The following is a 12,775-nucleotide window of genomic DNA, read 5'->3' as shown; positions in this document are numbered from 1 at the left end:
ATCAGGCTAATGACTCACGCAACGCCGCCGCGTTTTCGTCGTTGAGGTCAATCGCGTACGTCGTGCCGTCTGGGCCAAACGTCACAGTCTCGGACACCTCCGAGCCGTCGAGGTCGTCCACCAGCAGAATCGAAACCTTCTGTGCCATTTCCATCCAATCTCTGTAGCGGCTGCAGCGTCCCCGGCGCTTCCATGGGTACGGCCCTTGGGGCTGCTAGCCGTAGGCGGCGGTATCTCGTTCCTGTACGAGGTCCCGGCTGAACCAGCCCACGAGGCTGACTGACATGAGAACCGCCGCCTCCGCCTCCTCGTGTGAAACATCTGAGTAGGACACGTTGCCGTGCCGGTCGCGGTGGCCCCGATAAAGGGATTTGAGTAGCCCTAGGAGAACGTCGCGGGAAGGGTACTCCGTGTGCTCGCGGGTGAACGGTAGACGCCACGTGGCGTCCTTCTTCTCAATGGTCCGAACGGCGTCGGACAGCGTTGCAAGTTCCTTCGTTATGCCGAGAACCGGAAACGCAGCCGCTTCTACGGCCCGCACGGCGAACGCGTACGCCCCACTGTCGTCCGGCTCAAGGTCGTACACCTTGGACCACGCCCGACGTAGCAGGAGACCAGCGGTGTCAGCACTGCTCATGAGTGACTCTGCCGCGTCCTGCACGCCCTCGGGTAGGCGGGACGCAAGCCGGTAACTGTCCTCGCGCTGAACGACCTCATACTGGGAGCGACCTTCTGCTAGGAGGCGTGCAAGGCTCTCTTCGTTGCGCCCGTACCTCCCCGCCTTGGAAAGAAGCAGGTCCGCAATTCGGAGGAGTTGCCTGTCGCTCGTCGTCTCCAGAAGTCCGAGAAAGTTGGTCTCGCTTATCAAACCCACAAATGACGGGTTCATTCCGAACGACAAGTCCAACACGTTCTCTATTCCGTGCAGTTGTTCGGGTCGAACGTATCCATTCCCTGACTCCAACCGCTGGTGTATCCAAGTCACGAGCGGCTTCCGCATCGAACCGGGTACGCCCGAGCGCAACACGCGACGCGCGGCAACTTCTTCCTCGTCAGCGTCGAACGGCACAAAACTCATAGAACGAACGTACATTGATGGTGCTGGCGCGTGCCAGCGCCGTTGTTCCGCTGTGCGACGCGACTAGTCCACGCCACTAGTTCACGGGCTCGGCTCCCTAGTTCAGTCGTCCCACCCTCATTCCCTGTGCTTCATATGCATGAGCAGGGGACCGGCCCGAGCGACGCTAGCGGCGGCCGTCCCACATGCCTCCGGGGTTCTCGTGCGTGTTCTCGTGTCCGTTCTGCTCGCTGCTGCTGTAGGCGTGGTAGGGCTTCAAGCCCCCAGCCAACGCCGGAGGAGACAGGGATTGTGGTGACTTCGGGCCCACAGCAGGCAGCGCAACTGTTCTTCCTCAACAACAACCCGGCCCGCTGACCCTCACGGTCTCGACTCGGATGGCGACGGCGTTGTGTGCAAGTCGAATCCTGAGTCGTACTACTACGGCTCCGACTGGTCGCCCTGGCCGAAGCATGGGACTCCGGCGCACGCCTCTGGAACGCCGACACCCGCCGACGCTTCGCCAAGGACCTCCATGACCCACGCGCCCTCGTGGTCGCCCCTTCTGTGAACAGTTCCAAGCCGGACCAAGACCCCACCCATTGGCTGCCCCAATACGGGCAATGCGAGTACGTTCGCCAATGGGTCGCGGTGAAAACAAGGTGGTCACTCACCATCGATCGGCGGGAAAGGACGACGCTAACAAGCGTCGTCCGAGGATGCCGCAACGTGCGAGTCAGAGTCCGTATGGCATACGTCGGTACCGAGACAGGGGCCACGGAAACCCACGACCGCGAAGGCTCGCAAGACGATCCCACGACCCCTGCCTCGCGCGAGTCCTGGCCGCCCGCCGTGAGGCTCTCGATTCTCGCAGCGCCGTCACGTCAGCGCGGGCAAGAACGGGCCGTTGCTCTCGCTTGGGGGGTCGCCGCGTCAGATCATCTTCGGTACGGCGGACGGGTGGACGCCGAGGATCTGCGCGGCCTCGCGCACGGTGATCCACTCCGACATGCCGCGAGGTTACCGATGCTCGCAACCGGCAGCAGACGTAAGCGTCGGAGAGGATGCTCAGGGGTGGCGTGTTCGCCGCCCCCACGGAGGAGAAGAGAAATTGACGGTCCAAGTTGAGTCCACGCGTCAGCAATGGTCCCTGCCTTCGCTTTTGAGAGACCACCTAGGCGTAGTCGTAGCCGTTCTTACATCAACGATAATCGCGATCCGCCTGCTTGCGGTAGCCAACTTAAACCCGGTGACCGCGTTGGCGATCCTTCAGAACATCGGTGTCGCAAACGTGCTGCTGGGCATGGCTGTCGCCCTCGTCCCGCTTGTAGCGACAGCCGCGCTTGGCGTTTCAATTGTCGCGCTCTCTCGCGTCAGAAGGCGGTGGAGCGTCGAATTTCTTGCGGTCGTGCTCGGCGCTATCTGTTTCTTCATCACGCCATGGGCGCTCATGGTTGGCATGGTTGTGCCCGCAATCTTCGTGCCGTGGGGACGACGCAAGTTGAGACCGCGTGCCGAGGGTGGACTTCCCCTCTCGCCGCGCGTTCGAAACAGACTACGGAAAGCGGCTGGGATTGGCCTTAGAGTCTACTCTGCTGCTGTCGCCCTCTTGCTCGTCGTCTATTTCCTCGGCGTGCAGCCTTGGCTCGCCCTCGAAGTAGTCGAGACAGAAGACGGCGACACAATGACGGGATTCGTCTTGCGTTCAGACGCCGACGGCGCCGTGATACTGCATCAGGGCGACCGTCATGTCCTTTACGTCGAACCTCTCAAGAGCCGCACAGTATGTGCGTCCCCGATTTCGTTGTCTGACAGCGGCCGGTCCTTCTATCTGCTTCTGGACCCTCCCGACAACTACGAGCCATGCCCGGGCCCCAAACTGGGTGAGTCAGGCAGGTAGCGCTGCCGGTGGGCGGGGGGTGCCACCCCCGGGGAAGACTAGTCCGCATCGGGGGTACATAACCGCTCAGAATCGAATCCACTCAAAAAGGTTTTAGGTCCAGCCCCATAAATGACGAAAAGCGCCCCGAATTTCCCTAATTAAAGGACACTCGGGGCGCTATGTGGATCAGTTGTTGTTGCCGAACTCGGCTTGAATGATGTTATCCAGCCATTCGTCTGTCTCGTCTCGCTCCACCGGCTCCCGGTCTACAAGGATGCCATTGGAACGCTTTGCGCTCTCAGTCAATTTCAGACTCTTGAGCGTATCCATGATTACCGTCATCGCCTGCGCGCTGGGGGTGTGCTTCCTCGGGTCCGTACTGGCCCTGTCCAAGTAGTCGCAAGCGAGGTAAAGGTGCATCCAGTCACCAGACGACCAAAAGGCCGTCGCCTCATCATGTGTGGACATTACCCAAACCATTCGGGCCTCGTGGCACCATTCGGGATTGGGCTCAGGCTTTACGACCTCATAGGCTTGAATGCGCTCAAGGCCAGTAGGACCATTAAGGCGCGCTAGAGCGCGCCTCTCTGCCCTTTGGGCATTGCTTCGGTTGGAGTAATTGTTCTCCCCCAGGAATCCGGCGGACGGGTTAGCCATTACTCACCACCCCTTCCGTACGTTGCGTCACCGTAGACCGCTAGCGCGGTCGCGGCGTGACTGAGGTTGAGGTTGTCAATGATCCGTTGCCGCTTCTCGTCGTTGTCTGCAACAGCGAACGCACGCGCATAGGCGTTAGCAAGGGCAGGGTTGGCACCCTGCCTTATGAGTAGATCGGCAAAGGCGTTGAACGCTTCCATCAGGCAACCTCAGCAACAATGTCTTGATCGGCGTCCCAATGAAAGTGGCAGGGACCGCAGCGCGGTTGATAGTGGTCAAGGTGAGCGCAATACGGACACTTACGGTCGGCGTCGTACTTCTCGCCGGGGCAATAGCCGTCGTAGGCCCAATGCAAAGCCTGACGCCCGCAGTTCTCAGCGCAAGGGTGGTCAGCAGCGCGCGCACGGCTTACGCCTAGCCGTTTGTGTACGGCGTTGTATCCGGCGTCATTGCCGATCCAGCCGGGAGTGTCCCCACCCCTCAACCCCTCGACGGCCACAGGGCCGCGAGAGTGGTTAGCAATCTCGTCCAGAGTCCCCGCCTTGTATGCGCTCATGTAACAGGGATTGCAAAGGCCACGCTTCCATGTCGTCTTTCCCGCAAAGCCGCAATTGATACACGTGCGCTCCATTGGTCAGCGCCCCCGAGCACGGGTGTAGCAGGAGACCTTGCAGAAACGGTCCTTAGGGTCACGGGGCTCAAACGACGTGCGGCAGTGAGCGCAGATGCGCATGGTGGACAAGGGCTTTCCCTTAGCAGAGAGGCGCATGCGTCGATCCATGCCGTACGAAGGGGCAAGGACGAATGTGCCGCTCTCGTGCATCCACGTAGTGTCAGGGTCAGCAATGAGGTTCGCTTCAAGGCGCTGGGCAATGGTGGCGGCGTAGTCGTAGGTCATTAGTTCTCCTCCTGGGTGCTCTGTGAGCACGCGATAAGTGTTTGGGTGTAATGCGAAAGGGGACAGGCGGTTGCCTGTCCCCTCTGAGGCTCTGAGAGCCGTTGCGAGCGCCTAGCAGGGCTAAGGGGCATGACTCCTTAGGCGGACCCCCACTAGGCCCTCAGAGAGCCGCTAACGCGACTCGTAGCAGTCTTGCGACTCAGGCCGCAGTTGCCGACTCAAACGTCAGGGTCACGACCCAGTTAGCACTGCTGTCCCGATCATTGACGGACGCGCCCTGCTCGATCTTGGAATCGGTCAACACGCCCATGCCCTTGTAGGTGACGCCGTGGTCAATCGAAACGGCCTCAGTCAGACCCTCATGGAAGTCAACGGGGTTGGTGCTGAACGTGTTGATCTTCTGGCGAACCATGAGAGTCCGAATACCGTCCTCATTGACGACCTCCGAAACAATCTCCGGTGCCCACCCGGTGGCCACAGTGTTACGGCCAATCTCAATGGCCCACTGATAGGGCTTATCCGCAGCCGGAACGCCTGCCGGGTGAGAACCATTGGACCGGAACACTTCCTCACACCAAGTACGGGAGTGCAGACCCGAAAGGTCAACCTGAGAAATGACAGCGTGCCCGTCAACGACGTTGCGCAGCCGGACAGACAGAAGGTCAGTGACGAAAGCATTGGGATCATCAATCTCAATCGGTCCCCCAATGGTCTGCCACCGGTTCTCATCGCCTACGCGGTTGCTAGTGACAGTGAGTGAGAGCCGCTCGGCCTTTGCGTAAGCCTCGAAAGCCTCGACGGGAATAGGACGGAAGTGCCCAGGCCGGTGCATAAGCACCGTGCAAGAGCCAGAGGCAAGGTTGGTGTGCGGCTCTCGCTCAATCGGTCCCTCAGCCACAACGACAATGCAAGTCTGGTCCTCGGGGAACTCCCACGTACTCGCAGGGGCCTTAGTGACATAGACGCTGAATCCCTGCATAACCTGCCGCAGCACGGCGGCAGTCCTCTCAGCCAGAATGAGAGTGTCCACCGGAAGGGACTTCTCCAAGACGCTCTGACGCTTGGTCAGGTAGGCAAGTCGCCGCTCATTGATCTTCTCCTGAGCCTCGGCGGTAATCAGGTCAGCGGGAGGAACGTCCTCGCCCTTACGGATACGTCCCCAAACCTCGGAGACAGGACCGACCTCATCGGCAGCATCCTCTACGGACTGCTTGAGCGCCGGAAGGGCGAGAGCGATGTTGGACAGTTCGGACTTAACCTCGTCGACCTTGCCGTCAATGACAGCCTCAGCGGCACTGAGGTTCTTCTGCATCTGCATCTTCGTGGCGGTAGCCATGTTTGAATCTCCTCCTGAGAGATAGATAAAGGCACGCGCCTTATGCGCGTGCCCTTGTTAGGTGGTGGTATTCAGTTGTTCGGGATAGGTCTCTTAAATCAGAGACTCTTGGGTTGAGTGCGGGCCATAAGGCCCGCCTCTGGGTTGAGAGTTTTTACTCTCCGGTGAAAGAGGGGGGCGTATGCCCCCCTTACTTATCAAAGAGATAAGTAAGAGTTAGTGCCCCATTAGATGGGGCATAGCAAGCCCCATTAGATGGGGCCATACGTGCCCCATTGCCCCCAGATGGGGCATAGCCAGATGGGGCATAGCCAGATGGGGCATAGCCAGATGGGGCATAGAGATGGGGCATAGAGATGGGGCATAGCCAGATGGGGCATCAGTCGAACGATGGAACGCCCGACAGGTCACCCTCGTCAGCCCACGCGCCCTCTGGCGCGGTGGGGTGTCCATCCATAAGCGCGGCGCGGCGCTTCTCACTCGCGGCAATCCGTCCCGTGGGGTCAGCGACCTCGGTGTGGCTCGTGTACCAAGTACCGTCGGGGTTGCGATAGCGGCGCTTCATTACAGCCGTTGGAGTGCTGTTGCTACGTCTGTACGGCTTGGGAGCAATCACGTTGCGCCTCATGCTCGACTCGACTCCTCTCTTGGGCTCGTCGGAAGGCTTTTGCTCCTGGCCCTTGTTCTTCCGGCGCTCCTCGGCAACGCGGGCCTCGATGATGTTTTGGTCAATCTCCACGCTTCTCTCCTCCTCGCTATTGAAGTCCGCTGGGATGAAACCCGGTCGCAGTAGCCGCTCCTTTGATCGGCCCTTTGATCCGACGACCTCGATCCAGTCCCATTCCTCTGCCAGCCTCAATACAAGGCCAACCATGTCTCTGTGCATTCCGCCAATCTCGGCGCTAATGGTCTTTGCGGAAACCCATGTGGTCCCCGTAGTGTTATTGGCGTGCTGGGCCAACTTCTCCATTACCTGTCGGAAGCCCTTGCCGCCGATCTTCTTTCCCCCGGTGACACTTTGCGACGGAATGCGCTCCCACGGGGCATCCTGAATCGCTTTGCGTATCGCGTACCCATAGCCCTTATCGCCGGGGTCCTTATTGCTCGTCACTCTCTCCTCCTGTCTGGGCATAGCAAAGGCCCCGGCGTTTTGCCGGGGCCTCAATGCCACCATTCTATCGTCTGACCGTGCCAGAACCCTCAGGCGTCAGGACCAGCGAGCACCCGATCCAATGAGGATTGCAATTCTGCGACCTTGGCGCTCATTGCCATTAGGTCCAGAGCGTCGTACTGGTTGGCGCTCAGCATCCGCTTGACGGACAGGCGAAGCGCGGCCCCCGCGCCGCCCTCAGCCTTGTCAGCAAGGCTCAGCAGGTAATGGGTGGAGTCTCCAACGTGCATCTTCATTCTCTCCTTCATTAAGTGATTACTTCTTCGGCATTGCGAGCCGCAGCGACTCGGTATCGCCAATCATTGCGGGCTCGATCCATCCATCCCGCTTCAATGCGTTCAGGTACTTGCTTAGGGTGCGCTCTGAGCACCCCCCGAGCATTGTCGCTAGTGCCATAGGGCTAACCCGAATGCCGGTGCCGTCCTCATTCGCGTAGGACGCGAGCAGTAGACCCAATGCGAGAGTCGGGGCATTCTGCCCCGCACGCCGAAAGTTCCGAGTCCACATCGTTTTCATCCTTGCCACCTTGTCCTCATGCCATAGCGCCGAATCTTCTTCTCAGTCACAATGACCTCTTTGCGCTCGGCATAGTTCCAAGCCTCGTAAAGCGGCATGCCCTTCTCGGAGACGGCAACACAATCCCCAATGAGGAATGGTCCGACCCTCTGCCCTCGGCGCTTACGCCCCTGCATCAGCCACGCTCCATGTTGTTCTCGTCCTCAAAGGCCATTACGTCTGACAGCAGGTAATAGACCGAGCCGTCGTAGTTGCGGTGCGCCTCAGGACCCTTCCCCATAGACGCCCAATTTGCGATAGTTCCAGTAGAGCGGCCCCACCGGGCCGCCAGTGCCTTACGGCTCATTACGTTCTGCATGTGATTCCCTCTCGTTCGGGGTAATCGTGAATGGCCGTGAAGCCATAGCGAAAATAGAGAGGACTCAGGCCGACTCTCAGCGCGCTAGGGAGGAGGAGAGAGAAAACCTCACGCGCTTGCCAATGGCAGCAGAGAATCGACCTGAGTCCTTCTGGGTGGCGGTCTGACGGCTCACCCACTCCGCTACAAGGCTCAGGCGTAACGTGTGAGTGATTGAGGAGGCCGTTACGCCAAAGCCGAGCGGAAGTCTTAAAACCTTACATATATACAGTCGGACAGAACTATCTGTCTCACAACCAGATTCGGGAACTTTCTTGAAGTGTCGTGAAAACCCTTCATGTATACAGTCCGACAGGATGCCCTGTCTGGTGACATCACGCCGGGAAGTTTCTTGAAGTGTCGTAAACCCTTCATAGATACAGTCCGACAGAACTACCTGTCTCACAACCAGATTCGGGAACTTTCTTGAAGTGTCGTGAAAACCCTTCATGGATACAGTCGGACAGAGACCCCTGCTCGACAGGATCAGGGGACTGTGTTCTGTGTCACATTGGGATAGGGCACAAAGAGTGGGGGCCACGTCTCCGAAAAGACGTGACCCCCCTTGTGGGCTCTATGCCGAACCAGCGAACGGAGTAATGGCAGAAAGCGCGTCAGACAGGTCGGGCTCAGTCACCCTCAGCACTACCTTCTCCTCGATGGGCAAGCGCCCCGGCTGCACCACCCATTCGCCCATGGCTCGGAGCATCCTGACGCGGTACGCAGGACCGGCGTCTTGCCACTCCTCCCGCAATGTCCGACCGCTAGGGACTGTCACCAGTCGTCGGGTCGTAGGAAGCGCCTCAGCCTCTCTTAGCGCCCTCTTGGCGGCTTGATAGACCCCGAATGCCTCCGCCTCCTCGTCGTCCGTCTCAGCGGCGTCTAGGGCCTTCTTTGCGGCGTCCCTTTGGACCATTGCGATACTGACGGCCTCAGTCTTTTCGTCAGCCGAGTCCTCCCAGTACGTGTGCAAGCCCTCCTGGCTTCCGAACCTGTCGAGAAACATGCGCTCGACGTAGGTATCGGCATTGATAGCAGTCACCGTGGCAGCGGGCGCACCCTCACGGTGCGCCTCATGGTTGCGACGGCACTTGTATGTCGAGTATTCCGGTTTGCGCTTAGACGCTCCGTAATACAGCCGCTCCCCGCAGATTGCGCAAGTCAGAGCCGCGCCGATGCCGTCATGCCTATTCCATCCCTTGCCCGTGTTGAATGTGGCTTGAAGCCGAGTCCATTCGCTCATTGTCAGGAGCGCGGCCTCAGGTTCAATGCGAGGAATGCCCTCAATGGTGACAACCCCGTCGCCGCTTGGCGTCATACCTGCAAGCCTCGGATTGGTAAGCAGGGACTTAAACCCCGTCTTTGAGAATCCGATTGACTTGGCGACTGACTCCTGAGTCTCGCCCTTGAGGACTCGGGCGATAGCGTCTTTGAGCACCGGCCCTTCCTCGGCGTGAGGACGAATAACTAGACCCCTGCCTGACGGATTGGGGACGGACTCGAAACCGAATGGCGCTTTGCCGACAGCGTGACGGCCCTCCTGTGCGAACTGCTCCAATGACTCCCGTCGTCGTTCGGCAATGATCGACGCTTCCAACTCAGCAATTGCCGCAAGCAATTGCAGGATGAACGTTCCGAATACCTTGTCCTCGGTATTGATCGGCTGATCGACAAAGCGGATGGACGCACCGGCCTCGGTGATTCGCTCAACGACACTCAGCAAGTCTTTAACAGACCTAGCGGCTCGGTCAATCTTCGTAATCAGAACCCTGTCGCCTCTTTGCAGGTCGGCCAAAAGGCGCGACCCGGCAGGGCGCTCAGCGAAAGGAATCTTTGAGCCAGAGACAGACTCATCGGGATACCAAACGAAGTCTGGCCCCGCCTCTTTCTCGACGCGGGCTTTCTGTTTTGTTATTGAGCCGCTCTCTTTGGTGTCGAGCGAGATACGGCCATAGCCCCTGTCCACTTATGCCCCCCCATAGATCGGTTGCCGCCGATCTACTCAGGGAGATAGGCGCGCAATGTTTGTATTGTGTCGGTTTCTGCCGGTGACTTGTCGTCTCGATAGCGAACAACCCGAGCGAATCGCAAAGCCACACCACCTGAATAGCGGGTGGAGCGTTGCACTCCGTCGATTGCAATTTCGACCACCTGCTCAGGTCGCACATAGACTGTGTGTCCTTCGCGGTGTGTTTCCAGTTCAAGGAATCGCTTCGTCTGCCATTCCAGCGTTTGATCCGTCAGACCCTTGAACGTCTTGCCGACAGGCACGAAGGGTATCAGACACTCGGTACGGTCCAAGGTCTTGCCGAGCATCACGAACCCGGTGGGTGACGCCTCGTCGCGGGCGCCCAGGTGGAGGTTGGAGAGCCAGCCCTCACGCCGGCCCGAGCCCCACTCCACGGCGAGCACGACGAGGTCGAGGGTGTGGCGCGGCTTCACCTTGACCCACGCCGAGCCGCGGCGGCCCGCGGCGTAGGGGGCGGCCAGGTCCTTGAGCACGACGCCCTCGTGGCCGGCGGCGAGCGTCTGGGCTGCGAACGTCTCGGCCTCCGTGGGGTCGGTCGTGACCAGGCGGCGGACGCGGTGCTGTGCGGGGACCAGGGCGTCGAGGGCGGCCAGGCGCTCGCGGCCGGGAGAGTCGAGCAGGTCGCGACCGTCGACGTGCAGGACGTCGAAGAAGTGCGGCGTGACGGCGACGCCTGTGTCCTGCGCGGTGCGGCTCGCGGTGTCCTGGAAGGCCAGGGGCCGGCCGTCGTCGGAGAGCGCGAGCGCCTCGCCGTCGAGGACGAAGCGCTGCGCGGGGAGGGAACGGGCCACGTCGACGACCTCGGGCAGCCGACCGGTGATGTCGTCGAGGCTGCGGGTCACCACCAGCACGTCGTCGCCGTCGCGGTGCACCTGGATCCGGATGCCGTCGAGCTTGGCGTCGATGGCGACCTCGGTCTCGCCGTCGGGGGACAGGGTGCCCATGGCTGCGGCGACGTCGGGAGCGCTGGAGGCCAGCATCGGCATGACCGGGCGGCCCACCTCGAGCCCGATCGCGGCGAGTGCGTCCTCGCCGGCGTACGCCGCCCCGGCGGCCGCGACCGTGGAGCCCGCGAGCATGGCGGCGCGGCGCACGGCGGCCAGCGGCACGCCGGCCACCTGGGCCACGGCCTCCTGGGTCACGGCGTCGAGGGCGCCCTGGCGGACGTTGCCGGTGACGACGGCCTGCAGCCACCGCTGCTCGGCCGCGGTGGCGCGCCCGAAGAGGTCGGCCACCGCCGCCTTGCGGGCGAGCTGCGACCCGGCGCCCGACAGCCGCGACATCGCCTCGAAGGCGGCGTCGACCTCCAGCACCGTCAGCGACGGCTCGTCGGCGGGGGCGGGGAGGTCGCTGACCCCGCGCCAGCCGAGGCCGGTGCGGCGTTGCCGCAGCGTGCCGCCGAGGTAGGACACCACCACCTCGAGCTCGGCCGGCTCCACCGTCGCGAGCAGCTCGGCGAGCGCGGCGACCTTGGCCTTGCGGGACCGCGTGGCGGCCACGGCGGCGGAGGTGGCGACGAGCTCGGCGAGCAGCATGCGTCCATCCTGCCGCCCGGCACCGACAGCGGTGCCACCCGAACGGGCAGGATGGGTGGCATGAGCAGCACGCCCGCCAGCGCCTCCCTCTACGTGCCGCGCTTCAACGTGATGGACGCCGACGACGTACGCACGTTCGTCGAGGCCGTCGGCACCGCGCAGCTGGTCACGGTGGGGGAGGACGGCGTGCCCGACGCGACCTTCCTGCCCGTGCTCTGGGAGGGCGACCGGCTCGTCGGGCACCTCGCGCGGGCCAACGCCCACTGGCGGCGGATCGTCACGGGGTCGCCGGCGCTGGTGATCGTGACGGGGCCGGACACTTATGTCTCGCCGTCCTGGTATGCCTCGAAGGCCGAGCACGGCAGGGTCGTCCCGACGTGGAACTACTCCGCCGTCCACCTCCGCGGGGCCGTCACGGTGCACGACGACGCCGGCTGGGTGCGGGGGCTGGTCACCCGCCTCACCGACCGCCACGAGCAGCAGCGGGCGGAGCCGTGGGCGGTCACCGACGCCCCGGACGACTACGTCGAGAAGAACCTCCGCCCGATCGTCGGCGTCGAGGTCGTCGTCTCGTCGGTGGAGGCGAAGGCCAAGCTCAGCCAGAACCGCTCCGACGCGGACCGCGCCGGCGTGGCGGCCGGGCTGGCCGCCGACGGCCGCGACCCCGAGGGGCTCGTGGCCCCGTGAGCCGGACCCGGGAGCGCTTCACCGGCCGCATCGCCGGCGTGGGCAGCACCAGCGGCGTGCGCATCGTCGTCGGCCGTTGGGACGACTCGCCGTGGGGCGCCTTCGCGGACGTCATGGTGGAGGACGCCTCGGGCCACCGGGTGCTGCTCGCTCCGTCCGTGCGGGTCAGGGAGTTCGTGGCGGCCACCTACACCTTCGACGAGCACGTCATCGAGCCGGTGGGGGTCGAGGACACCACGGACGGCTGGCAGGTGTCGGCGCCCTCGCTGTCGCTCCGGCTCGTCACCGGAGGTCGTACGCCGCTGGGCCGCCTGCTCGGCCTGGTGCCCGCCCGCGTCGCCACCTCGCCCGCGTGGTGCTCGGCCGTCGACCCCGTGGCCCGGGTCGTGCTGCGCGGTGTGCGGACGCGCGGGACGGCCGGCAACGACCGCCGGGAGTGGTACGGCGCCACGTCGGTCGTCGCCGTCACGGCGGCCTCCGGTCGCTGGCGCGGGGCCGAGCTGGGCGAGCTGGCCCCGGTCGCCCCGCCGTGCCGGTTCGGCTTCTCCAGCACGCCGGAGCGGCCGTCCGTGACGAGCGTGGTGACGACGATCGAGCGGTCGGCGTAGCC

12 protein-coding genes are annotated in these 12,775 nt (G+C 62.4%); 3 read left to right on the top strand and 9 right to left on the bottom strand.

Annotation, left to right across the window (positions count from 1 at the left end):
• Nucleotide 1: 1 nt before the first annotated feature.
• Together AC4H2S_RS20305 and AC4H2S_RS20300 are read right to left on the bottom strand one after the other, a co-directional pair.
• The gene (locus tag AC4H2S_RS20305) at nucleotides 2-154 is read right to left on the bottom strand and encodes an Lsr2 dimerization domain-containing protein (protein WP_491498800.1); all 153 of its coding nucleotides are present in this window, start codon (nucleotides 152-154) and stop codon (nucleotides 2-4) included.
• A gap of 60 nt (nucleotides 155-214) precedes the next feature.
• Nucleotides 215-1,069 (bottom strand): hypothetical protein, encoded by an 855-nt coding sequence (locus AC4H2S_RS20300; RefSeq protein WP_491498835.1) that lies wholly within the window; start codon nucleotides 1,067-1,069, stop codon nucleotides 215-217.
• Nucleotides 1,070-2,306: 1,237 nt separating this feature from the next.
• On the opposite strand from AC4H2S_RS20300, the gene AC4H2S_RS20295 reads away from it, so the two are divergent.
• On the top strand, nucleotides 2,307-2,957 hold the full coding sequence (locus AC4H2S_RS20295; protein WP_491498799.1) for a hypothetical protein: 651 nt from the start codon (nucleotides 2,307-2,309) through the stop codon (nucleotides 2,955-2,957).
• 168 nt (nucleotides 2,958-3,125) lie between these two features.
• Here the strand turns inward: AC4H2S_RS20295 and AC4H2S_RS20290 are convergent, their stop codons facing one another.
• The 7 genes from AC4H2S_RS20290 to AC4H2S_RS20260 all read right to left on the bottom strand — a co-directional run bounded on the left by AC4H2S_RS20290 (nucleotide 3,126) and on the right by AC4H2S_RS20260 (nucleotide 11,478).
• Nucleotides 3,126-3,596, bottom strand: a complete 471-nt coding sequence (locus AC4H2S_RS20290; protein ID WP_491498798.1) for a phage terminase small subunit — start codon at nucleotides 3,594-3,596, stop codon at nucleotides 3,126-3,128.
• A complete protein-coding gene (locus AC4H2S_RS20285) occupies nucleotides 3,596-3,796 on the bottom strand; it encodes a hypothetical protein (RefSeq protein ID WP_491498797.1) in 201 nt (66 codons plus the stop codon). Before AC4H2S_RS20285 ends, AC4H2S_RS20290 begins: the two co-directional genes overlap by 1 nt.
• Before the next feature lie 897 nt (nucleotides 3,797-4,693).
• Nucleotides 4,694-5,830, bottom strand: coding sequence for a hypothetical protein (locus AC4H2S_RS20280; RefSeq protein WP_491498796.1), 1,137 nt, complete (start codon nucleotides 5,828-5,830; stop codon nucleotides 4,694-4,696).
• Nucleotides 5,831-6,209: 379 nt separating this feature from the next.
• Nucleotides 6,210-6,941 (bottom strand): hypothetical protein, encoded by a 732-nt coding sequence (locus AC4H2S_RS20275; protein ID WP_491498795.1) that lies wholly within the window; start codon nucleotides 6,939-6,941, stop codon nucleotides 6,210-6,212.
• Nucleotides 6,942-7,030: 89 nt separating this feature from the next.
• Complete coding sequence (locus AC4H2S_RS20270) at nucleotides 7,031-7,237, bottom strand: hypothetical protein (protein ID WP_491498794.1); 207 nt, start codon at nucleotides 7,235-7,237, stop codon at nucleotides 7,031-7,033.
• Between the two features lie 1,251 nt (nucleotides 7,238-8,488).
• The gene (locus tag AC4H2S_RS20265; protein ID WP_491498793.1) at nucleotides 8,489-9,880 is read right to left on the bottom strand and encodes a recombinase family protein; all 1,392 of its coding nucleotides are present in this window, start codon (nucleotides 9,878-9,880) and stop codon (nucleotides 8,489-8,491) included.
• A gap of 32 nt (nucleotides 9,881-9,912) precedes the next feature.
• Nucleotides 9,913-11,478 carry an ATP-dependent DNA ligase gene (locus tag AC4H2S_RS20260; RefSeq protein ID WP_491498792.1) on the bottom strand — a complete coding sequence of 522 codons (1,566 nt, stop codon included), beginning with the start codon at nucleotides 11,476-11,478 and terminating at the stop codon, nucleotides 9,913-9,915.
• A gap of 60 nt (nucleotides 11,479-11,538) precedes the next feature.
• On the opposite strand from AC4H2S_RS20260, the gene AC4H2S_RS20255 reads away from it, so the two are divergent.
• Nucleotides 11,539-12,165: an FMN-binding negative transcriptional regulator gene (locus tag AC4H2S_RS20255; protein WP_491498791.1), complete on the top strand. Its 627-nt coding sequence runs from the start codon at nucleotides 11,539-11,541 to the stop codon at nucleotides 12,163-12,165.
• Complete coding sequence (locus AC4H2S_RS20250; RefSeq protein ID WP_491498790.1) at nucleotides 12,162-12,773, top strand: hypothetical protein; 612 nt, start codon at nucleotides 12,162-12,164, stop codon at nucleotides 12,771-12,773. The genes AC4H2S_RS20255 and AC4H2S_RS20250 overlap by 4 nt, the downstream gene beginning before the upstream one ends.
• Nucleotides 12,774-12,775: the final 2 nt, after the last annotated feature.

The organism is Nocardioides sp. Z13_37, assembly GCF_058355585.1.
This window is presented reverse-complemented; position numbering and strand designations above follow the sequence as displayed.